General features: G+C 71.7%; 14 protein-coding genes and 2 pseudogenes. 10 read left to right on the forward strand and 6 right to left on the reverse strand.

What is annotated here, in order from left to right; genetic code table 11:
- Positions 1-8: 8 nt before the first annotated feature.
- Positions 9-974 carry an AraC family transcriptional regulator gene (locus ACF08N_RS17350; RefSeq protein WP_392325475.1) on the reverse strand — a complete coding sequence of 322 codons (966 nt, stop codon included), beginning with the start codon at positions 972-974 and terminating at the stop codon, positions 9-11.
- A 118-nt stretch (positions 975-1,092) separates the two neighbouring features.
- Between ACF08N_RS17350 and ACF08N_RS17355 the strand changes: the two genes are divergently transcribed.
- The 5 genes from ACF08N_RS17355 to glgB all read left to right on the forward strand — a co-directional run bounded on the left by ACF08N_RS17355 (position 1,093) and on the right by glgB (position 10,687).
- Positions 1,093-2,040 (forward strand): SDR family oxidoreductase, encoded by a 948-nt coding sequence (locus ACF08N_RS17355; protein ID WP_392325476.1) that lies wholly within the window; start codon positions 1,093-1,095, stop codon positions 2,038-2,040.
- A 232-nt stretch (positions 2,041-2,272) separates the two neighbouring features.
- Positions 2,273-4,372 carry an alpha-1,4-glucan--maltose-1-phosphate maltosyltransferase gene (locus ACF08N_RS17360; RefSeq protein WP_392325477.1) on the forward strand — a complete coding sequence of 700 codons (2,100 nt, stop codon included), beginning with the start codon at positions 2,273-2,275 and terminating at the stop codon, positions 4,370-4,372.
- Positions 4,369-6,123 (forward strand): maltose alpha-D-glucosyltransferase, encoded by a 1,755-nt coding sequence (treS, locus tag ACF08N_RS17365; RefSeq protein WP_392325478.1) that lies wholly within the window; start codon positions 4,369-4,371, stop codon positions 6,121-6,123. Before ACF08N_RS17360 ends, treS begins: the two co-directional genes overlap by 4 nt.
- A gap of 177 nt (positions 6,124-6,300) precedes the next feature.
- Positions 6,301-7,665: a phosphotransferase gene (locus ACF08N_RS17370; protein ID WP_392325479.1), complete on the forward strand. Its 1,365-nt coding sequence runs from the start codon at positions 6,301-6,303 to the stop codon at positions 7,663-7,665.
- An 841-nt stretch (positions 7,666-8,506) separates the two neighbouring features.
- A complete protein-coding gene (glgB, locus tag ACF08N_RS17375; RefSeq protein WP_392325696.1) occupies positions 8,507-10,687 on the forward strand; it encodes a 1,4-alpha-glucan branching enzyme in 2,181 nt (726 codons plus the stop codon).
- A 51-nt stretch (positions 10,688-10,738) separates the two neighbouring features.
- On the opposite strand, the gene ACF08N_RS17380 is transcribed toward glgB, so the two are convergent.
- Positions 10,739-13,006 (reverse strand): HelD family protein, encoded by a 2,268-nt coding sequence (locus ACF08N_RS17380; RefSeq protein ID WP_392325480.1) that lies wholly within the window; start codon positions 13,004-13,006, stop codon positions 10,739-10,741.
- Positions 13,007-13,148: 142 nt separating this feature from the next.
- Here ACF08N_RS17380 and ACF08N_RS17385 point away from each other — a divergent pair, with 142 nt between their 5' ends.
- Entirely contained in the window at positions 13,149-14,207 is a 1,059-nt protein-coding gene (locus ACF08N_RS17385) for a DUF6817 domain-containing protein (RefSeq protein ID WP_392325481.1), read from the forward strand.
- A 67-nt stretch (positions 14,208-14,274) separates the two neighbouring features.
- Here ACF08N_RS17385 and trxA read toward each other — a convergent pair whose 3' ends face one another.
- The 3 genes from trxA to ACF08N_RS17400 are packed head-to-tail and all read right to left on the reverse strand — an operon-like array spanning position 14,275 to position 15,589.
- Positions 14,275-14,613 (reverse strand): thioredoxin, encoded by a 339-nt coding sequence (gene trxA, locus ACF08N_RS17390; protein WP_392325482.1) that lies wholly within the window; start codon positions 14,611-14,613, stop codon positions 14,275-14,277.
- Between the two features lie 3 nt (positions 14,614-14,616).
- Positions 14,617-15,009, reverse strand: coding sequence for a MerR family transcriptional regulator (locus tag ACF08N_RS17395; RefSeq protein WP_392325483.1), 393 nt, complete (start codon positions 15,007-15,009; stop codon positions 14,617-14,619).
- Between the two features lie 58 nt (positions 15,010-15,067).
- Complete coding sequence (locus ACF08N_RS17400) at positions 15,068-15,589, reverse strand: Lrp/AsnC family transcriptional regulator (RefSeq protein ID WP_392325484.1); 522 nt, start codon at positions 15,587-15,589, stop codon at positions 15,068-15,070.
- Between the two features lie 84 nt (positions 15,590-15,673).
- On the opposite strand from ACF08N_RS17400, the pseudogene ACF08N_RS17405 reads away from it, so the two are divergent.
- Positions 15,674-16,516 (forward strand): annotated as a pseudogene (locus tag ACF08N_RS17405) (NAD-dependent epimerase/dehydratase family protein); the annotation flags it as partial.
- A gap of 131 nt (positions 16,517-16,647) precedes the next feature.
- Here the strand turns inward: ACF08N_RS17405 and ACF08N_RS17410 are convergent.
- The gene (locus tag ACF08N_RS17410; RefSeq protein ID WP_392325485.1) at positions 16,648-18,039 is read right to left on the reverse strand and encodes a cation:dicarboxylate symporter family transporter; all 1,392 of its coding nucleotides are present in this window, start codon (positions 18,037-18,039) and stop codon (positions 16,648-16,650) included.
- A gap of 96 nt (positions 18,040-18,135) precedes the next feature.
- Between ACF08N_RS17410 and ACF08N_RS17415 the strand changes: the two genes are divergently transcribed.
- The 3 genes and pseudogenes from ACF08N_RS17415 (at position 18,136) to ACF08N_RS17425 (ending at position 22,031) form a co-directional block, all read left to right on the forward strand.
- Positions 18,136-19,770, forward strand: a complete 1,635-nt coding sequence (locus ACF08N_RS17415) for an ATP-binding protein (protein ID WP_392325486.1) — start codon at positions 18,136-18,138, stop codon at positions 19,768-19,770.
- Between the two features lie 67 nt (positions 19,771-19,837).
- Positions 19,838-20,518, forward strand: coding sequence for a response regulator (locus ACF08N_RS17420; RefSeq protein WP_392325487.1), 681 nt, complete (start codon positions 19,838-19,840; stop codon positions 20,516-20,518).
- A gap of 155 nt (positions 20,519-20,673) precedes the next feature.
- Positions 20,674-22,031, forward strand: a pseudogene (locus tag ACF08N_RS17425) (ABC transporter substrate-binding protein).
- Positions 22,032-22,036 lie beyond the last annotated feature (5 nt).

Raw genomic sequence — 22,036 nt, forward strand, 5'->3', positions numbered from 1 at the left:
CCGGCCAGTCATGCTGCTGAGGCACCCTTGCTGCGGTACTCGCCGGGGGTCATCCCGTACCACTTGCGGAAGGCGAGGTGGAAGCCCACCGTGCTCTGGTAGCCCACCCGTTCGGGCACGGCCGACTGCGGCAGCGAGGTCTCCCCGAGCAGCCGGGCCGCCTCCTGCATCCGGCGGCCCGTCAGATGCCGGGCGGGCGCCTCGCCGACGAGGTCCCGGAAAGCCGCGGTGAACGCGGACCGGGACATGCCCACCTCGCGTGCGAGCGACTCGATGGTCCACGGCTCGGCGAACCGGGTCGCGATGATCACCATGGCCCTGCTGATGCCGGGGTGGGACAGGACGGGCAGGGCGGACGGATTGCCGGCCAGTTCGCGCAGCAGCGGCCGCAGCGCGAGCACCAGCGCCATCTCGAAGGCGCGCAGGGTGATCAGCCGGTCCCCCGGCCCCACCGGCCGGTCGGTCGTGGCGAGCAGCCGCAGGGTGTCGCGCAGCAGCGGCTCCCGGTCGACCTGGGAGCCGTCGAGCACCAGGGCCCAGGGCAGCGCCTTGTACAGGCCGGTCGCCGCACTCGCGTCGTAGTGCAGGCCGGCACACAGCATTCTGCTGACGGGTCCCTCCCCCTCGATGCGGATCTCGCCCGATGTGCCGGGCCGGCGCTCGGGCAGCATCGCGGCGAGCGAGACACCCCGCCGGTCGGGGCGGTCCGCGAGCCGGTGCGCGGTCCCGGTGGGGAAGACGGCGAGGTCTCCCGCGCGCAGCTCGATCGGTGTCTGGTCCTCGCCGGTGACCCAGCATCCCCCTTCGGTGATGAAGTGCAGTACGGCACAGCTCTGTTCGGCGTCCCCCTCGATGGCCCAGGGCGCGCGCAGATGCCACCGGCTGTCGAACACCCCGGTGAGCCGCAATGGCTTCAGCAGCTCGCTCAGGAGGTCGTCACGCTCACTATGGGTCGGTTCCAGTGGTCGGTCCATTGGACGATCCTTCAACCCCCGCCCCGGATTGTTAATTGATCGGCCGAAGCCGCCGCCGCGAGCCTGGAAGGGCCGTTCACGGCAGCAGCCACACCCTATCGAAGGGCCCTTCTGAGACATGTCCGATCACATTCCGATGCGCGTAGCCGTGGTGGGGGCGACCGGTTTCCAGGGCGGCGCGACGGCCCGTCTGCTGGCCGAGCGGGGCCACCGGGTGCGCACCCTGAGCCGTAAGCCCGAGGAGGACCGCCCGAAGCTGCCCGGGGTCTCGGTCGCGAGCGGTGACCTGGGGCGGCAGGAGGACGTACGGCAGCTCTTCGAGGGCGCCACCCATGCCGCGGTGACGATGCCGCTGGTGTACGAGGCCGAGAAGGTCATGCGCTACGCCCAGCACGTCGCGAAGGCGGCCCGGGACAGCAAGGTGCACCGGATCGTCTACAACGCCAACACGCGGGTCCCGCAGCCGACGACGAACCTCGCGGCGTTCGAGACGCGCCGTCTGGTGGAGACGGTGCTGCGCGAGAGCCTCGCCGAGAGCGGCGTGGAACTGGTCGTCGTGCGCCCTCCCGTGTATCTGGACAACCTCTTCAGCCCCTGGAACGGCCCGGCGCTGGTGAACGAGGGCGTGCTCGCCTACCCCCTGCCCGCCGACGTCCGGACCGCCTGGATCTCGCACCGCGACCTGGCGAAGGCCGTGTGCGCGGCGCTGGAGGCGGACGGAGCGGCCGGTCGCGTGTTCGACATCGGCGGCGCACGGTCCCTCACCGGCCCGGAGCTGGCGGAGGAGTTCGGCCGCGGCCTCGGGCGCCCGGTGCGCTACAGGGCGCTCGAACCGCACGTCTTCGAGCAGGGCCTCGCGCAGATCCTGGGCCCCCGGACGGCGGCAGGTGTGGCGGGCATTTACCACTTCATGGCGAGCGGCGCCGAGCCGGGGCTGATGGCGGGCGACGGCGGCGGCTCGGCGCGGGAGCTGGGGTTCACCGCGACGGCGGTGGACGAGTGGGTCTCCCGGCAGCCGTGGCAGATGTGGTCGGGCCGTACGGCGGAGTCCGCAGAGACGGCCTGACGGGGCGTCGGGAGGGCCCGTATACACAGGGCAAGAGGAAGGGCCGGTTCCGTCCAGGTGACGGGTCCGGTCCTTTTTCGTCCGTCTTGCGCGCCCCGCTACGTCCTAGTAGTTAACACATCGCCGGATTGGCCTCCCCAAGGGCGTGGGAAGGCTCATCCGGTACGTACGCGAGCGCACCCTCCGATCGCATCCTTTCCGTCCACCCGAGTGAACGCGGACAGGAGCCGACATGCCCGCACCCGGCCAGTCACCGACCGAGCAGTTACAAAGAAGACAAACACTGCCTCTACGTGCTCGACCCGACCTGCCCGCACAGCCCTCAGGTGATGTTGTGAACTCGCTCATTGGTCGCATTCCCGTCCTGGACGTACGCCCGCTCGTCGACTGCGGAAGAAGGCCGGCGAAAGCCGTGGCGGGTGAGACCTTCCAGGTCACCGCCACGGTCTTTCGCGAGGGCCACGACGCGGTCGCCGCCAATGTCGTGCTGCACGATCCGAAGGGCCGCCCGGGGCCCTTCACCCCCATGCGGGAGCTCGCCCCGGGCACCGACCGCTGGGGCGCCGACGTCACCCCCGACTGCGAGGGCGAGTGGACCTACACGGTGGAGGCGTGGAGCGATCCGGTCGCCACCTGGCGCCACCACGCCGAGATCAAGATCCCGGCCGGCATCGACACCGGCCTGGTCCTCGCCGAAGGCGCCGAGCTGTACGAGCGCGCGGCGGCCGGAGTGCCCAAGAAGGACGGCCGCGAGGCGGTTCTCGCGGTCGCCGACGCGCTCCGCGACACCCAGCGGTCCGCCGCCGCACGGCTCGCGGCCGCCCGCGCGGCCGACGCCGCCGCCGCGCTCGCCCGTCACCCACTGCGCGAACTGGTCAGCTCCTCGCCGTCGCTGCCACTGAAGGTCGAGCGCCGGCGCGCACTGTACGGGTCCTGGTACGAGATGTTCCCGCGCTCGGAGGGCGCGGTGGTGAAGGAGGGCGAGCCGCCCGTCTCCGGGACGCTGCGCACCGCGGCCGAACGGCTGCCGGCCATCGCGGCGATGGGCTTCGACGTGGTGTACCTGCCACCTGTCCACCCCATCGGCACCACCCACCGCAAGGGCCGCGAGAACTCGCTGACGCCGAGCCCCCACGACGTCGGCGTGCCCTGGGCGATCGGCTCGGCCGAGGGCGGTCACGACGCGATCCACCCCGACCTCGGCACGCTAACCGACTTCGACCACTTCGTCCGGGCGGCCCGCTCGCTGCGCATGGAGGTCGCGCTGGACTTCGCACTCCAGTGCTCGCCCGACCATCCCTGGGTGAAGGAGCACCCCGAGTGGTTCCGCCACCGCCCCGACGGAACCATCGCGTACGCCGAGAACCCGCCGAAGAAGTACCAGGACATCTACCCGATCGCGTTCGACGCGGACATGCCGGGGCTGGTCCGCGAAACGGTGCGGCTGCTGCGCTTCTGGATGGACCGCGGGGTGCGCATCTTCCGCGTCGACAACCCGCACACCAAGCCGGTCGTCTTCTGGGAACAGGTGATCGCCGAGATCAACGGCAAGGACCCCGACGTCGTCTTCCTCGCCGAGGCGTTCACCCGGCCGGCCATGATGCACACGCTCGCCGCGATCGGCTTCCAGCAGTCGTACACCTACTTCACCTGGCGCAACGGCAAGCACGAACTCACCGAGTACATGAGGGAGCTGTCCGGCGACGCCGCCTCGTACATGCGGCCGAACTTCTTCGTGAACACCCCCGACATCCTGCACGCGTACCTCCAGGAGGGCGGCCGGCCCGCGTTCGAGGTGCGCGCGGTGCTGGCCGCGACGCTGTCGCCGTCGTGGGGCGTGTACGCCGGGTACGAGCTGTGCGAGAACGTGCCGCTGCGCGTCGGCAGCGAGGAGTACCGCTGCTCGGAGAAGTACCAACTGCGGCCCCGGGACTGGGAGTCGGCCGAGCGGGAGGGCCGCACGATCACGCCGCTCATCACCCTGCTCAACCGGCTCAGGCGCCGCCACCCGGCACTCCAGCAGCTGCGGGACGTCCACTTCCACCATGCCGACAACGAGGCGGTGATCGTCTACTCCAAGCGCTCGGGCCAGGACGTCGTGCTCGTCGTCGCCAACCTCGACCCCCACCACACCCAGGAGGCCACGGTCTCGTTGGACATGCCGCGACTCGGACTCGAAGAACACGAGACCGTACCGGTGCGCGACGAGCTCACCGGCGAGACCTATCACTGGGGCAGGGCCAACTATGTGCGCCTCGAGCCGGGCATCACGCCCGCGCACATCGTCACCCTGCGACCGTCCCCGCAGACCGGAGGGTCACCCACATCATGATCGTCAATGAACCCGTTCCCGACACGTTCGAGGACACTCCCGCGCGTGACCGCGACCCCGACTGGTTCAAGCGGGCCGTCTTCTACGAGGTCCTCGTCCGGTCCTTCCAGGACAGCAACGGCGACGGTATCGGCGACCTCAAGGGAATCACCGCGAAACTGGACTATCTGCAGTGGCTGGGCGTCGACTGCCTGTGGCTGCCGCCGTTCTTCAAGTCTCCCCTGAAGGACGGCGGTTACGACGTCGCCGACTACACCTCGGTGCTGCCCGACTTCGGTGACCTGGCCGACTTCGTGGAGTTCGTGGACGCCGCCCACCAGCGCGGCATGCGCGTCATCATCGACTTCGTGGTGAACCACACCAGCGACCAGCACCCGTGGTTCCAGGAGTCCCGCGCCAACCCCGACGGACCGTACGGCGACTACTACGTCTGGGCCGACGACGACAAGCAGTTCCAGGACGCCCGCATCATCTTCGTCGACACGGAGTCCTCGAACTGGACCTTCGACCCGGTACGCAAGCAGTACTACTGGCACCGGTTCTTCTCCCACCAGCCCGACCTCAACTACGAGAACCCCGCCGTGCAGGAGGAGATCATCTCCGCGCTGCGGTTCTGGCTGGACCTGGGCATCGACGGATTCCGCCTCGACGCCGTGCCGTACCTGTACCAGGAGGAGGGCACCAACTGCGAGAACCTGCCGCGCACCCACTCCTTCCTCAAGCGGGTGCGCAAGGAGATCGACGCGCACTACCCGGACACGGTGCTCCTCGCCGAGGCAAACCAGTGGCCCGAGGACGTCGTCGACTACTTCGGCGATCCGGCCAAGGGCGGCGACGAGTGCCACATGGCATTCCACTTCCCGGTGATGCCGCGCATCTTCATGGCCGTGCGGCGCGAGTCGCGCTACCCCGTCTCGGAAATCCTGGCCAAGACCCCGGCCATTCCGTCCGGCTGCCAGTGGGGCATCTTCCTGCGCAACCACGACGAGCTGACCCTCGAGATGGTGACGGACGAAGAGCGCGACTACATGTACGCGGAGTACGCCAAGGACCCGCGCATGCGCGCCAACATCGGCATCCGCCGCCGCCTGGCCCCACTGCTGGACAACGACCGCAACCAGATCGAGCTGTTCACCGCCCTGCTGCTGTCCCTGCCCGGCACGCCGATCCTCTACTACGGCGACGAGATCGGCATGGGCGACAACATCTGGCTCGGCGACCGCGACGCGGTGCGCACGCCCATGCAGTGGACCCCCGACCGCAACGCGGGCTTCTCCTCCTGCGACCCCGGCCGGCTGTACCTGCCGACCATCATGGACCCGGTCTACGGCTACCAGGTCACCAACGTCGAGGCGTCGATGTCGTCGCCGTCGTCGCTGCTGCACTGGACCCGACGGATGATCGAGATCCGTAAGCAGAATCCTGCCTTCGGACTGGGGTCCTACACGGAACTGCCGTCGTCCAACCCGGCGGTGCTCGCCTTCCTGCGCGAGTGCAAGGACGATCTCGTGCTCTGTGTGCACAACTTCTCGCGGTTCGCACAGCCGACCGAGCTCGATCTGCGGACGTTCAACGGCCGGCACCCCGTGGAGCTGATCGGCGGTGTGCGGTTCCCGGCCATCGGCCAGTGGCCGTATCTGCTGACCCTGGCGGGCCACGGCTTCTACTGGTTCCGGCTGCGGAAGGACGCCGCACCGGTGGCGGGGCCGGACGTGATGCCGGGCGCCGGAACGGGAACCACCCTGGCCTGACGGCCCCCTGAGGGGGAATCACGGGTCCGAAAGGCGCCCTCTGCGCCGGCGGGGCGGTTTCTGCCGCCCCGCACTGGGCACTCTCCCCCTCATCCCCGCGCGCCGCCGGACAGCCACAGCTGTAATCCGGGACACTTTGCGCATTCGTGGTGTACCCGGGGAAAGGACGCGATGCCCATGTCGGAGGCTGCATCCACCCGGATCCCGCTCGCTCTGCTTCCGTCGCTCGCCCCCCTGCTGCACCAATGGCTGCCCCGGCAGCGCTGGTTCGCGGGCAAGGGAACGCCGGTCACCGGTTTCTCCCTCGTGTCGGCGACCGAGTTGCTGCCTGTGCGGGGCCCGGGGCCGGGCCTTCTGCATCTGCTCGTACGGGTCGAGCAGCCCGGGTCGCCGGGTGACTGCTACCAACTGCTCGTCGGAGTGCACGAGACCCTGCCGCCCGCCCTCGCTCCCGCGCTCATCGGCCATCTGGCCCACGGCCCGCTCTCCGGGCGCACCGTCTACGAAGGCACCCACGACCCCCGGCTCGCCGCCCTGCTCCTGGAGCGGCTGCGCACACCGGGGTCGCTCGGCCCGCTGCACTTCCGGCGGTACGACGGCTCGCCCGCCATCCCCGGCGGCCTCGCACCCCGGCCGCTCGGCGCGGAGCAGTCCAACTCCTCGCTCGTGTACGGCGACACGTACATCCTCAAGCTCTTCCGCCGCCTGCACCCGGGCCCCAACCCCGACCTGGAGCTGCCGCTCGCGCTGGCCCGCGCCGGATGCGAGCGGGTGCCCACTCCGGTCGCCTGGTACGAATCGGCCACGCCGGAACCTTTCACCCTCGGGGTGCTCCAGCCGTTCCTGCGCGGCTCGCGCGACGGATGGGTGCTCGCGCTGGAGGCCCTCGCCGAGGGCCGCTCCTTCCGGGCCGAGGCCCGGGAACTCGGGCGCGTGACCGCGGAGGTGCACACGGCGCTGGCCCGCGCCCTGCCCAGCGTGAAGCTGAGCGGCGCGCAGAGCGAGGAGCTGGCCACCGCGATGACCCGGCGGCTGGAGGCCGCGGTCCGCACGGTGCCCGCGCTGGAGCCGTACGCACCGCGGCTGCGGACGGCGTTCGAGGCGGTCGCGGTCCTCGGGCGGCGCGGACGCATCTGGGCCGCGCAGCGGGTGCACGGCGATCTGCACCTCGGCCAGATACTGCGCGGCCCGGTCGCCACGCCCTGGTCCGTCATCGACTTCGAGGGCGAGCCGGCCCGGCCGCTCACCGAGCGCTGCCGGCCGCAGCCGGTGGTGCGCGACGTCGCCGGGATGCTCCGCTCGTTCGACTACGCGGCCCGCACGCACCGCCCGTGGAACCCGGCCTGGGCGGAGGCGTGCCGCGACGCGTACTGCTCCGGTTACGCGCAGGCGTGCGGCAGCGACCCGCGCGACGAGCCCGAACTGCTGCGTGCCTACGAGACCGACAAGGCCGTGTACGAGGTCGTGTACGAGGCCAGGCACCGGCCGGACTGGCTGCCGGTGCCGATGGCCGCGATCGACCGCCTCGCGACGCTCGACTGACCCGACCGCTCCCTTACCCGCGCCCAGGAGGCCGACCCCCGTGACCCCCCGCCGCTCCCCCCGTCCCGCGACCGACGCCACGCCCACGCCCCCGCCCGGCACGGAGGCGGCAGACGCGCCCGTCCCCGAGCCGGCGGCCGGCCCGGGGACACCCCCGGCCGAGGACCCCGAGCCCGTCCCGGTCACGCCCCCGCCGCCGGCCGGGCAGGCGCCCGGACAACGGGACACGACCGCCGTGACCGCGACCGGGTCGGGCGGGGACAGCGCGGCCGGGTCGGCGCCCGTGTCCGATACCGGCCAGGGGTCGGACGCGGCGGGCGCCACGGGCGAGGCCGAGGGCCGCGACGCCGGCGGGGCGGGCGCGCGGGGCGGGCGGCGCCGGGCGCCCAGGGACGCCGCCGGGACGAAGAGCACGACGGCCCCGCGGCCGCGCGTGACCTCGGCGCGCAAGGCGGGGCCCGACGAGCAGGCCGACGCCCCCGCGACGGGCGGCACCGCGTCCACGGCACGGCGCGTGACCTCGGCCCGCAAGGCCGGGGAGGACGCCCCCGTGCCCGGCGGCACCGCACCCTCCGCGCGGCGCGTGGCCTCGGCCCGCAAGCCCGACGCACCCGCAGCGGGGGGCACGCCGGACGCGGGACGGCGCGTCACCGCCGCGCGCAAGGCCGATCCCGCGGAAGACGCCCCCGTCCGCCAGCCGCTCGCCGTTGGCGGGTCCACGGCACGGGCCGAGGAGACCCGGCAGCCCGGCGGCGGGACCGCCAAGGGCTCCGGCGGCGGCGGGCGGTCCCGCACGAAGGGGACGGGCGGCGGGGGCGCGCCGCGCCCGCGGACCGGCGGCGTGCGGGTCGCCAAGCCCCTCGGGGACGACGACCGCGGACGGCTCCTGTCCGGCTGTCACCACGACCCGCACGGGCTCCTCGGCGCGCACGCGGTCCGCGGCGGCATCCAGATCCGTGTCCTGCGTCCGCACGCGCTCTCCGTGACCGTGCTCGCCAAGGGCCTGCGCGCCGAGCTGAACGACGACGGCGACGGCCTCTTCTCCGGCGTGCTCCCCCAGCGGACCGTCCCCGACTACCGGCTCCTCGTCACCTACGAGGGCCACGAGGACGGCTTCGAGATCGAGGACCCGTACCGCCTCCTGCCCGCCCTGGGCGACCTCGACCTGCATCTCATCGGCGAGGGCCGGCACGAGGAGCTGTGGAAGGCTCTCGGCGCGCACCCCATGACGCACCAGGGCGTGACCGGCACCCGGTTCACGGTCTGGGCGCCCGACGCCCGGGGTGTCCGCGTCGTCGGTGACTTCAACTTCTGGGACGGCACCGGCCATCCCATGCGGTCGCTCGGTGCGACGGGCGTGTGGGAGCTGTTCCTGCCGGGCGTCGCCGACGGCACGCTGTACAAGTTCGAGATCACCCGCCCGGACGGCTCCCGCACTCAGCGGGCCGATCCGATGGCCCGGCGTACCGAGGTGCCGCCCGCGAACGCCTCGATCGTGACCGAGTCCCACCATGTGTGGCAGGACGGCGCGTGGATGGCGCACCGGGCGGACCGCCCGGTCCACGAGGCGCCGTTCTCGGTGTACGAGGTGCATCTGCCCTCGTGGCGCCCGGGCCTGACGTACCGCCAGCTCGCCGAGCAGCTGCCCCGGTACGTGAAGGATCTCGGTTTCACGCATGTGGAGTTCATGCCGGTCGCCGAGCACCCCTTCGGCGGCTCCTGGGGCTACCAGGTCACCGGCTTCTACGCGCCGACGTCCCGGATGGGCACCCCCGACGACTTCCGCTTCCTGGTCGACAGCCTGCACCGGGCCGGTATCGGCGTCCTGGCGGACTGGGTGCCCGCGCACTTCCCGCGCGACGACTGGGCGCTGGCGGAGTTCGACGGGCGCCCGCTGTACGAGCACAGCGATCCGGCGCGGGCGGCGCACCCGGACTGGGGCACGCTGGAGTTCGACTACGGCCGCAAGGAGGTCCGCAACTTCCTGGTCGCGAACGCCACGTACTGGTGCGAGGAGTTCCACATCGACGGGCTGCGCGTGGACGCCGTCGCGTCGATGCTCTATCTCGACTACTCGCGCGAGGACGGCCAGTGGTCGCCGAACGAGCACGGCGGGCGGGAGAACCTGGACGCGGTCTCCTTCCTGCAGGAGATGAACGCCACCGTCTACCGGCGCAATCCGGGCGTCGTCACGATCGCCGAGGAGTCCACGGCCTGGAACGGCGTGACCCGGCCCACCCACCACGGCGGCCTCGGCTTCGGCCTGAAGTGGAACATGGGCTGGATGCACGACTCGCTCCAGTACGTGTCGAAGGAGCCGGTGCACCGCAAGTTCCACCACAACGAGATGACGTTCTCGATGGTGTACGCGTACAGCGAGAACTACGTGCTGCCCATCTCGCACGACGAGGTGGTGCACGGCAAGCGTGCGCTGGTGAGCAAGATGCCGGGCGACTGGTGGCAGCAGCGGGCCAACCACCGCGCGTACCTGGGCTTCATGTGGGCCCATCCGGGCAAGCAACTGCTCTTCATGGGGCAGGAGTTCGCCCAGGGTGCGGAGTGGTCCGAGGGCCACGGCCCCGACTGGTGGCTGCTGGACCCGTCGTACTCGGCGGAGCCCGACCACCGGGGAGTCCGGGACCTGGTGCGCGAGCTGAACGCGGTCTACGGCGACGCGCCCGAGCTGTGGCAGCTGGACACCGTGCCGGAGGGCTTCGCGTGGGTGGACGGCGGCGCCTGGGAGGACAACGTCTTCGCCTTCCTGCGCTTCGACAAGCAGGGCACGCCGCTGCTGGCGGTGTGCAACTTCTCGCCCGTGGTGCGGTACGACTACCGGCTGGGCGTCCCGGAGTCGGTCCCCGCCTGGACCGAGGTCCTCAACACCGACGAGGAGCGCTTCGGCGGCTCCGGCGTACGCAACGCGGATCCGATGAAGCCCGAGCCGGTGGAGTCGCACGGCCGGCGGACGTCGATCGCGCCGACGCTGCCGCCGCTGGCGACGATCTGGCTGCGTCCGGCCTGACGGGCGTGCCCGTGCCCCGCCGCCCGTGCGGCGGCGGGGCACCGGCCCGGTCTACGCCTCGGTGCGCACGAGGCCGAGCCGCTGGGTGGCGCGGGTGCAGGCGACATAGAGGTCGTTCACGCCGCGCGCGGAACCGGAACGGATGAGTTCGGGCTCGACCACGATCACCGTGTCGAACTCCAGCCCCTTCGCCGCCTTCGGGTCGAGGAGCACGACGGGCCGGGTCAGGTCCGGCTCCGCGCCCGGGGTCACGTCCGGCAGTGCGGCGGCGAGCGCCGTGTGCAGCGCGGCGGGTGCGATGACCGCGAGCCGCCCCTCGTGCGGCGCAGCGGCGGCCTTCGCAGCCACGGTGGCGGCCAGTTCGTCCGGGGCGACGACGGCCTCCCACGGTTCGACGCCGGTCGAGCGCACCGAGCGCGGCGGCTCGAACGCGGGGTCCTCGCTGCGCCGCACCTCGGCCGCGAGCGCCATGATCTCGGCGGGCGTGCGGTAGTTGACGCCGAGCCGGGTGTGCTCGTAACGGTCTCCGACGTAGGGTGCGAGGATCTCCTGCCACGATCCGCAGCCCGCCGCGTCCCCGGTCTGCGCCGGGTCGCCGACGAGGGTCATCGACCGGGTCGGGCAGCGGCGCATCAGCAGCCGCCACGCCATCGCGGACAGCTCCTGCGCCTCGTCGACGATGATGTGCCCGAACGCCCAGGTGCGGTCGGCGGCGGCTCGGGCCGCCGCGCTGCGGTGGTCGGCCTCCTCGTGGCGTTCGGCCATGCGCTCGGCGTCGATGATGTCGTGCGCCGCGAGCACCTCGGACTCCTCGTCCTCGAACTCGTACGTCTGCGAGCCGTGCGACAGCTCCAGCACGCCCTGCGCGTACGCGATCCGGTCCTGGCGCTCGGCCTCGGCCGCGGCCCGCTCCGCGCTGTCGTCGACACCGAGGAGTTCGGCGGCCTCGTCGAGCAGCGGCACGTCGGCGGGCGTCCAGGGGCCGCCGTCCCGCCGGACGGCGGCCGCGTCCGCGGGCTCCAGGTACGGCTCGGGCTCGGCGAGGAATCCGGCGACGAGCTGCTGGGGCGTGAGGTGGGGCCACAGCGCGTCGATGGCGGCGTGGACCTCGGCGCTGGTGGCGATCTCCTTGCCGAGCTGGGCGGTGTCGTCGGGCCCCAGCAGGTTCTCGCCGCCGTACGGGTCCGCGCCGAGCCGGTCGGCGAGCTGCTCGGTCAGGGCGTCGATGACGCGGAAGGCGAAGTGCGGGCGGGCCAGGTTGTGCGGGAGTCCGGTGTCCCGTGCCCGGTCGCGGGCCTCGTACGCCATCTCCCGGTGCAGCAGCAGCGTCCCGTACTCGGCGTGGTCGATCTCCAGGGCGGGTTCGGGCAGGGCGCCGCAGTCCTCGCCCGTGGCCCTCGGCAGGGTCTCGGGCAGTGTCTGCCGGTCGGCGACGACGCGGGCGAGGACGTCCGCCATCGTGGCCGCGCCCTTGACGGCCGCTGCCTCGGGGGTGTCGGTCCCGGTGGCGTGCACGCCGGGGAACAGCTCGCCCATCGTGGACAGCAGCACGCCGGTCTCGCCGAGGGAGGGCAGCACCTCGCCGATGTAGCCGAGGAAGGCGGGGTTGGGGCCGACGATCAGGACGGCGCGGCGGGCGAGCTGCTCGCGGTGGGCGTAGAGGAGGTACGCGGCGCGGTGCAGCGCGACCGCGGTCTTCCCCGTGCCGGGTCCGCCCTCGACGACGAGCACGCCGTGCCGCGGGGCGCGGATGATGCGGTCCTGCTCGGCCTGGATGGTCTGCACGATGTCGGCCATGCGCCCCGTGCGGGCGGCACCGAGGGCGGCGAGCAGCACCTCGTCGGCGTCGTGCGCCTCGTACCCGGTGCGGGTGGTGTCCGCGAGGTCGAGGATCTCGTCGTGGAGCGCGGTGACGGTGCGGCCGCGGGTGCTGATGTGCCGCCGTCTGCGGAGACCCATCGGTTCGTGGCCGGTGGCGAGGTAGAAGGGCCGGGCGACGGGTGCGCGCCAGTCGATGAGCAGCGGGGTGCGCCGGGGGTCGTCCTCGCGCATGCCGATGCGGCCGATGTGATGGTGGGTGCCGTCCTTGAGGTCGATGCGGCCGAAACACAGACCGTTGTCGACCGCGTTGAGCGCGGAGAGGTGCGCACCGTGTTCGGCGACGCCCACGTCGCGTTCCACGCGCGACTGGGCGAGGCCGGTGCTGGCCTGCCTCAACGTGGTCGCGATGGCTCCTTCGGCCTCCTCGCGGAGCGCGTCGAGACGCTCGTAGAGCCCGGTGACGAATTGCTGCTCGTTCTGCAATTCCTCGGTTGACAATTCAGCTCCTGACGCGATAAGGTGTCACCAATGAACTTCTCCGCGTTTATCGCTATGCCCTGAAGCAGGCGAACTCGGAAACATTCAATATACGCAGAGAAAGCCCCCGGCCGTCAATTCGGTTCGGGGTATTTTTCTGCCCATGGACACACCGGCTGACATATCGGCGGGCATCACCGCGGCGACGGCGCTGCTGCGACAACACGGCGCGGCGGACCTCGGCCACCCCGGGGGCACTCTCCTCGCCCACCTGGAGCGGGTCGAGAAGCGCCTCGCCGGCTGGGGTGCGCGCCCCGCACTGCGACTGGCGGGACTGTGCCACGCCTTCTACGGCACGGACGGCTTCGCCGAGTCGCTGCTGCCGCTGGAGCGGCGCGGGGAACTGGCCTCGGTGATCGGTACCGAGGCGGAGGAGCTCGTGCACTTCTACGCGAGCTGCGACCGCGAGGCGTCCTACGGGGCCCTGGCGCAGCCCGGCGCGCGCTTCCGCGACCGGTTCACGGGCCGCACGTCCTCACCCGCGCCCGAGCGGCTGCGGGACTTCGCCGAGCTGACGGCGGCGAACGAACTGGACCTCGCGGAGGTGAACGAGGCGATACGGGCCGAGCACGGAGGTGCGCTGCTGCGGCTGTTCACCACGTGGCTGCCGCTGCTGACCGACGCCGCCCACCGGAACGCCCGCGAGGTGCTCACGCTGCGCGGCGAGGAGCGGCAGGCGTTCCTGCACGGCCTCGAACGGGGCGACGTGGTGACCGGAGTGGTCTCGGTCATCGCGGACTTCGGCGTCACGTTCGTCGAACTCGGCGGTGTGCAGGCGATGATGAACATCCCCGAGGTGTCGTGGCGCCGCATCGACTTCCCCTCCGACGTCATCCGCGTGGGCGAGGAGCTGGCCTTCACGGTCCTGGACGTGGAGACGGAGGAGGTCGACGGCCGGGAGCGTGTCTCCCTGTCGCTGAAGGACCTGCGTCCGGACCCGCTGCGGGAGCTGGCGCGGACGCGGCTCGGGCAGGCCGTGCGGGGCACGGTGACCACGGGGGTGGCGTTCGGGGTGTTCGTGCGCGTCGCGGACGGGGTCGAGGGGCTGCTGCACGACGACGACCTCGCGGGCCGCGCACTGCGCGTGGGCGACGAGGTCGACGTCGTGATCGCGGGGGTCAACGTGGTGCAGCGCCGGGTGCGCCTCACACTCGCGCCGTAGGGGCTGTCCGGCGGATCAGGGCCGGGGCCACGGCCAAGATCCGCCGGACAGCCCCTAAGGGAGTTCGTCAGCGCGGGAGCACGTCCTGAAGTTCGTCCAGGAGCCGGCGCTTGGGGCGGGATCCGACCATCGACCGGACCGGCTCACCGCCCTGGAACACCAGCAGCGTCGGCAGCGACAGCACCCCGTAGCGGGTCACCGTCTCCGGGTTGGCGTCCGCGTCGATCTGCACGACCTTCAGCCGGTCGGCCTCCTCCCGGGACACCGCGCTCAGCACGGGCGCGAGCTGCCGGCAGGGGCCGCACCAGTCCGCGCCGAACTCCACCAGGACCGGGCGGTCGGCGCCCAGCACCTCGGCGTCGAAGTCCGCGTCCGTCACCACGGCCACGTCCTTGGCAGGAATCATCTCTCAGCCTCCGAATTCGCATCTGGGTTCCGGGCCCGCCTGCTGCTGCGCCTCGGCGCGCAGCAGCTGCGCTCCGACCTGCGCGCGCACCGACTTCAACTGGTCGATGAGCGCGTCCAGTTCGGAGAGTTTGGCCCGGTAGACGGCGAGCGACGCGGGGCAGGAGTCCCCTGCCGGATGCCCGGCGCGCAGGCATTCGACGAACGGCCGGGTCTCCTCCAGGTCGAATCCGAAGTCCTGAAGGGTCCGGATCTGCTGGAGCAGCCGCAGGTCGTCCTCGTCGTAGGTGCGGTAGCCGTTCACCGCGCGCCGCGCGGGCAGGAGCCCGCGGGACTCGTAGTAGCGCAGAGTGCGGGTGGTGGTGCCGGCCCGCTCCGCAAGCTCGCCGATTCGCATGTCCCCGACCGTAATCCTTGACGCCGACGTCAAGGCAACGGCCGGCGGCCGCGGCCGGTCAGCCGTCGCGCGGCAGCAGTGGTTTGCGCTCCAGTGGGGAGGTCAGCACGATCGACGTCGTGGTGCGGCCGAGCGCCGACACGTGTTCCAGCACGTCCTCCAGGTGGACCGTGTCGGTGACGGCGACCTTGAGGATCCAGCAGTCCTCGCCCACGACGTGGTGCGCCTCGATCACCTCGGGGCGCTCCAGCAGCGCGAGTGTCCTCGGGTGCTTGAAGGTGTGTCCGCCGTGGGGGTTCACGCGGATGAATGCCTGGATGCCGTGTCCGAGCCGGGCCGGTGAGACGTGTGCCCCGTAGCCGGTGATGACCCCGGACGCCTCCAGCCGGCGCACGCGCTCGGTGACCGCCGCCGGGCTGAGCCGGACCCGGCGCCCGAGCTCGCTGAGCTTGACGCGACCGTCCCGCTGGAGGATGTCCAGGATGTGCCGGTCGACGGCGTCCAGAGCGGCCGCCGACGTTTCCCCGGCGGCGGCCCCTTGATGCCGTGGTTCTTTCGGCGCGGCGGCCGGAACTCCCATGTCTCCCCCTTCATGACGCGGCCCGCAAAGATAACACTGGTGACCCGTAAGGAATTCGGCGGCAGGAAAAGGGGATCCGGGCGGATGAGGGACGTACTGGTCATCGGGGGAAATCGGTATTTCGGAAAGCGGCTGATATCCCGGCTGCTGAATTCTGGCGACCGGGTCACCGTGCTCAATCGCGGTTCGTCGGCCCCGCCGGACGGCGTGACCGCGCTGAGGGCCGACCGCGACGACGAGCACGCCCTGCGGGCGGCGCTGGGCTCGCGCGGCTTCGACGTGGTGGTCGACCAGGTCTGCTACACGCCGCGCCAGGCGGACATCGCCCGCCGGGTGTTCGCGGGCCGCACCGGGCGCTATGTCATGACGTCCACCGTGGAGGTGTACGAGAACGAGGACTCGGCCGCGCCGGTCGGCGAGGACGCGGTCGACCCGCTGACCGTGCCGGTCGACCTCGCCGCCCCGTGGGACGAGGCGGCCTGGCGCGAGAGGCACTACGGCGAGGGGAAGCGGCAGGCGGAGGCGGTCCTCGCCGCCGGTGCCACGTTCGACTGGGTGTCCGTGCGGACCGCCCATGTACTGGGCGGCGCCGACGACTTCACGGGGCGTCTGGAGCACTACGCGTGCCGGATGCGTGCGGGCCGTCCTGTCGCGGTGCCCGCGAGGAACCACCCGGCGACGTACATCCACGTCGAGGAGATCGCCGACTTCCTCTTCTGGACGGCCGGTCAGCAGTTCACGGGACCGGTGAACGCGAATTCCCACGGACCGCTCACCACCGCCGACATCTGCGCGGCGATCGGGCACCGGACGGGCGCCGGGGCACAGTTCGTGACGGTGGACGGGGGAGAGACGTCGCCGTTCTCGTTCGCCCGCTCCTACGGCATGGACAACGCCCGGGCCACCGCCCTCGGCTTCGCGTTCGGCCACAAGGTACCACCGTGCGTCGTGCCGGTCCCGGGAAGCGCGCCGCCGGGACTGCGCGGCCGGGCCCGGACAGCGGTGTGCGCCGGGCCCGGAGGGGTGGGGCCCGGCGCACACCGCTGGAGTCGTGAGGGTCAGACCTTCACGGGCTCGCGCTCGTCGTCCCGGGGCTGCGGAATCTCGCTCTCCTCCGCGGGGAGGTGGTCGTCCAGCAGCGTCTTCTCGTCGAACGGCAGGCGTCCCGCGAGGACCTCCCGCACCTGGCCCTTGTCGATCTCCTTGGTCCAGGTGCCGATCAGCACCGTGGCGACGGCGTTGCCCGCGAAGTTCGTCAGGGCGCGCGCCTCGCTCATGAAGCGGTCGATGCCGACGATCAGGCCCACTCCGTCGACCAGCTCCGGCCGGTGCGACTGCAGGCCGCCGGCCAGGGTCGCGAGGCCGGCGCCCGTGACACCCGCCGCACCCTTCGACGCGACGAAGAGGAACAGCAGGAGCGCGATCTGCTCACCGATCGACATCGGGCTGCCCATGGCGTCGGCGATGAAGAGCGAGGCCATGGTCATGTAGATCATGGTGCCGTCGAGGTTGAAGGAGTATCCGGTCGGGACGGTGATGCCGACGACCGGCTTGCTCACGCCCAGGTGCTCCATCTTCGCGATGAGCCGCGGCAGGGCGGACTCGGAGGAGGAGGTGGAGAGGATCAGCAGGAACTCACGGCCCAGGTACTTGAAGAGCGAGAGGATGTTGAGGCCCGCGACGATCCGCAGCAGCGCGCCGAGCACGATGACGACGAAGAGGAAGCAGGTCACGTAGAAGCCGAGCATCAGCACGGCGAGGCTCTTGAGCGCGTCGAGACCCGCCGAACCGGTCACCGCGGCGATCGCACCGAAGGCGCCGATGGGCGCGGCCCACATGACCATCGCCAGGATGCGGAAGACGAGCCGCTGGATGTGCTCGATGCCGCGCAGCACCGGCCGGCCGGCCGGGCCCATGGCCTGGAGCGCGAAGCCGGCGAGCAGGGCGACGACCAGGGTCTGGAGGACCTCACCACTGGTGAAGGCGGAGACGATCGTGGTCGGGATGATCCCGAGCAGGAACTCGGTCGTGTCCTTGGCCTCGGCAGTGACCTGCCCCTGGCCCGCTTCCTTGACCGCGTCGGTCACCGCGAGGCTCGAACCCGGCTCCAGGATGTTGCCGACGACCAGGCCGATCCCCAGGGCGACCAGCGACATCACCACGAAGTAGCCGAGAGCGATGCCGCCGACCGCGCCGACCTTGGCGGCCTTGCGCACCGAGCCGATGCCCAGCACGATCGTGCAGAAGATGATGGGCGAGATCATCATCTTGATCAGGTTCACGAACCCGGTGCCGATCGGCTTGAGCTCGACAGCGAAGTCGGGAGCGACCAGGCCGACGGCGATGCCGAGCGCGACCGCAATGATCACGGCGATGTACAGATAGTGGGTACGGTCCCGCCTGACGGCTCCTGTGGCCACGGGGTCCTCCTCGATTTCCGGTGTCTCCATGTCCCGATGGATGTCGTGAATATCCACCAGCCCTGTGACCCCGGTCACCCTTGCGTTCGTTTCGTTCACACAAAACCGGCCAGGCAGACTTAACCCATGCGCATTCCCCGTCCCCGCAGCCTCGCGGGCCAGCTCTTCGCGATGCAGGTCGTCCTGGTCGCGGCCATCGTGGCGGGCTGCGCGCTCTTCGCGTACGTCACCGACCGCTCCCAGGCCGAGGAATCGGCCCGCCTGCAGACCAGCGCCACGGCGTCGGCCGCGGCCCGCTCCCCGTCGGTCGTGGAGGCGGTCCGCTCGGACGACCCGTCGGCGCGGCTCCAGCCGTACGCGGAGGCCCTGCGCAAGGACGCGGGCATGGACTTCGTCGTGATCATGAATCCGCAGGGGCGGCGCTGGACCCATCCGGAGCCCGGCCAGATAGGGCGGACGTATCTCGGCCACATCGAGCCCGCGCTGCGCGGCAGGATCTACAGCGAGCAATACACGGGCACGCTGGGCCTGTCCGTGCGCACCGTGGCGCCGGTGCGCGACGGCGGGAAGGTCGTCGCGCTCGTCAGCGCCGGCATCACGGTCGAGGAGATCAGCGAGCAGGTGGCCAAGCAGGTCACGGCGCTGCTGGCGATGGCGGGCGGGGCCCTCGCGCTCGGCGGCCTCGGCACGTACGTGATCAACGCCAGGCTCCGCAGGCACACGCACGGAATGAACGCGGAGGAGCTGGGCCGGGTGCACGACTACCACCAGGCCGCGCTGCACGCGGTGCGCGAGGGCCTGATCATGCTCGACGGCTCCCGGCGCATCGCGCTCGTCAACGACGGGGCGCAGGAGCTGCTGGGCCTCGGTGACGACGCCGTGGGCCGCCCGGTGACGGAGCTGGGCCTGCCCGCGCCGCTCACGGGTGCGCTGCTGGCGTCCGAGCCGCGGGTCGACGAGGTCCACCTGACGGCGGACCGCGTGGTCGTGGTGAACACACAGCCGGTCGTCGGGGGCGAGAAGCGCGGCACGGTGGTGACCCTGCGCGACCACACGGAGCTCCAGGCGCTCTCCGGCGAGCTCGACTCGGAGCGCGGGTTCTCGCAGGCCCTGCGCTCGCAGGCGCACGAGGCGGCGAACCGGCTGCACACGGTGGTGTCGCTGATCGAGCTGGGCCGCGCGGACGAGGCGGTCGACTTCGCCACGGCGGAACTGGAGCTGGCGCAGGCCCTGACCGACCGCGTGGTGGGCGCGGTCGGCGAGCCGGTCCTCGCGGCGCTGCTCCTCGGCAAGGCGGCGCAGGCGAACGAGCGCGGTGTGGAGCTGGTCCTCGCGGAGGACAGCCGCATCGACGACGGCGTCCTGCCGGCGTCGCTGCCGTCGAGGGACCTGGTCACGATCCTGGGGAACCTGATCGACAACGCGGTCGACGCGGCGGCCGGCGTCACGGCCCTGGTACCGGCCGGCCCCTTGCCGCCCCTGCCGGGCGGCACCCGCCCACGGGTCACCGTGACCGCGCGGGTCGAGCGGGACGAACTGCTGCTGCGCGTCACCGACACGGGCCCCGGCGTCGACCCCGGGTCCGCCGAGGACGTCTTCCGCCGCGGCTGGTCCACGCACGGCCCGGGCCGCGGCATCGGACTGGCGCTGGTCCGGCAGGCGGTCCACCGCAGCCGTGGCACGATCACGCTCACACGCGCCGCGGAAGGCGGAGCCGAGTTCACGGTCCGGCTCCCGCTGCCCCCGGAGGTCCCCGCATGACGCCCCCCGCCGCCCGCGCCTCACAGGCGCGACCGTCCGCGCCGGGGCCCACCCGGGAGGTGAGACCGTGACCATCCGTGTCCTCGTCGTCGAGGACGACCCGGTCGCCGCCGACGCCCACGCCCTGTACGTCGGCCGCGTGCCCGGGTTCGCCGTGGTCGGGGTCGCGCATTCGCGGGCCGAGGCCGTGCGCGTGCTGGAGCGGGCCGAGGTCGACCTGCTGCTCCTCGACCTGTACCTGCCCGACGGGCACGGCCTGCATCTCGTGCGCTCCCTGCGCGCCGCCGGGCACTCCACCGACGTCATCGCCGTCACCTCGGCCCGCGACCTCGCCATCGTCCGCGAGGGCGTGTCGCTCGGGGTCGTGCAGTACGTGCTGAAGCCGTTCACGTTCGCCACGCTCCGCGACCGGCTCAGCCGCTACGCCGAGTTCCGCGCCGCCGCGGGAGAGGCCAGCGGCCAGGAGGAGGTCGACCGCGCGCTCTCCGCACTGCGCGCACCGCGTGAGGCGACGACGCTCCCCAAGGGGCTGAGCGGGCCCACCCTGGAGGCGGTCACCCGCACCCTGCGCGAGTCCGCCGAGGGACTCACCGCCGCCGAGGCCGCCGCCGCCGTCGGCATCTCGCGGATCACGGCGCGCCGTTACCTGGAGCATCTGGTCACGGGCGGACGGGCCGTCCGCAGCCCTCAGTACGGCCAGATCGGCCGCCCCGAGCTCCAGTACCGCTGGGTCAGCGCCCGGCGCTGAACACAGGCCCGGCGTCAACTCCTGTGCTGTGCACGGGGATTGCCTTTGTCAACTGACCGGCCATACCGTCACGGGCAGCAGCCCCGCAGCCCCGCGCCGCCCGCACCACCTGCCCGGCGACGCCCGGCTCCCCCGGCTCAGAGGAGGTCGTGCCCGTGCGCCCCACCGCCCCACTGATCCTCGTCACCGCCGTCACCGCCCTCGCGGCGAGCCTCACCGCGTGCGGAAGCGGCTCCGGCGGCGACCCCGACACCGTCGAGGTCGCCTACAACCGGTCCACCGACAACAAGATCCGTTTCAAGGACGCCTATCTGGAGGCGGCCAAGAAGCAGTTCGAGAAGGACCATCCGGGCAAGAAGGTCAAGCTGATCCCGATCCAGGCCCCGGACAACGACTACGCCACCAAGGCGCAGCAGATGATGCGCTCCCCCAAGACCGCGCCCGACCTGGTCTACGAGGACACCTTCCGCATCAACTCCGACATCAAGGCCGGGTACTTGAAGCCACTGGACGACTATCTGGCCGAGTGGGACCAGTGGGACCGGTTCGTGGACACCGCGAAGGCCGCGGCGAAGGCCGAGGACGGCAGGACGTACGGGGTCCCGGACGGCACCGACACCCGCGGCCTGTGGTTCAACAAGGAGATCTTCGCCAAGGCCGGACTGCCCGCCGACTGGGCCCCGAAGAACTGGGCGGAGGTCCTGGACGCGGCCCGTACGGTCAAGGAGAAGGTCCCCGGCGTCATACCGATCAACGTCTACACCGGCAAGGGCCCCGGCGAGGCGGCGGTCATGCAGGGCTTCGAGATGCTGCTCTACGGCACGGGCGAGGACCCGCTCTACGACACCTCGGCCAAGAAGTGGGTGGCCGGCGGCAAGGGGTTCCAGGACGCCCTCGGTTTCGTGGGCACCGTGTACAAGGAGAAGCTCGGCCCGGACGTGTCCGATGCCCTCGACCCGAACATCGGCACGCGCGTCGCCACCGAGTTCTTCCCCGAGGGCAGGCTGGCGATCTCCCTCGACGGTTCGTGGATGGGTCAGAACTGGGTGAACGAGGGCCCCAAGGAGTGGCCCGAGTGGAGCGGGAAACTCGCGCAGGCGCCGATGCCGACCCAGCACGGCCAGGCGCCCGGCAAGGTCTCGATGTCCGGCGGCTGGGCGTGGTCGATCCCGTCGAAGGCCCAGAACCCCGATCTGGCCTTCGAGTTCATCAGGACGCTCCAGTCGAAGGAGAACGCGACGCAGTGGTGCGTGGTCGGCGCGCAGATCGCGGTGCGCGAGGACGTCGCCGCCGATCCCCGGTATCTGCGGTCCATGCCGGGCATCGACTTCTTCACCGGCCTGGTGCGCTACACCCACTACCGGCCGGCGCTGCCCGTCTATCCGCAGGTGTCGACGGCGATCGGCGAGGCGATGGAGAGGTGACCACGGGTGACGCCTCGCCGGCCGACGCGGCGAAGGCGTACGACGAGCAGCTGAGGACCATCACCGACGGCGCGGTCGTCTCCCGGTGACCGGC

Origin of the sequence: Streptomyces sp. NPDC015127 (genome assembly GCF_043080095.1) — a bacterium.
Classification (GTDB): Bacteria; Actinomycetota; Actinomycetes; order Streptomycetales; family Streptomycetaceae; genus Streptomyces.

Excerpts from the sequence above, each read along its gene's own strand:
- ACF08N_RS17350 (WP_392325475.1), bottom strand. The coding sequence starts at position 974 with ATGGACCGACCACTGGAACCGACCCATAGTGAGCGTGACGACCTCCTG.
- ACF08N_RS17355 (WP_392325476.1), top strand. The coding sequence starts at position 1,093 with ATGTCCGATCACATTCCGATGCGCGTAGCCGTGGTGGGGGCGACCGGT.
- ACF08N_RS17360 (WP_392325477.1), top strand. The coding sequence starts at position 2,273 with ATGCCCGCACCCGGCCAGTCACCGACCGAGCAGTTACAAAGAAGACAA.
- treS (WP_392325478.1), top strand. The coding sequence starts at position 4,369 with ATGATCGTCAATGAACCCGTTCCCGACACGTTCGAGGACACTCCCGCG.
- ACF08N_RS17370 (WP_392325479.1), top strand. The coding sequence starts at position 6,301 with ATGTCGGAGGCTGCATCCACCCGGATCCCGCTCGCTCTGCTTCCGTCG.
- ACF08N_RS17385 (WP_392325481.1), top strand. The coding sequence starts at position 13,149 with ATGGACACACCGGCTGACATATCGGCGGGCATCACCGCGGCGACGGCG.
- trxA (WP_392325482.1), bottom strand. The coding sequence starts at position 14,613 with ATGATTCCTGCCAAGGACGTGGCCGTGGTGACGGACGCGGACTTCGAC.
- ACF08N_RS17395 (WP_392325483.1), bottom strand. The coding sequence starts at position 15,009 with ATGCGAATCGGCGAGCTTGCGGAGCGGGCCGGCACCACCACCCGCACT.
- ACF08N_RS17400 (WP_392325484.1), bottom strand. The coding sequence starts at position 15,589 with ATGGGAGTTCCGGCCGCCGCGCCGAAAGAACCACGGCATCAAGGGGCC.
- ACF08N_RS17410 (WP_392325485.1), bottom strand. The coding sequence starts at position 18,039 with ATGGAGACACCGGAAATCGAGGAGGACCCCGTGGCCACAGGAGCCGTC.
- ACF08N_RS17415 (WP_392325486.1), top strand. The coding sequence starts at position 18,136 with ATGCGCATTCCCCGTCCCCGCAGCCTCGCGGGCCAGCTCTTCGCGATG.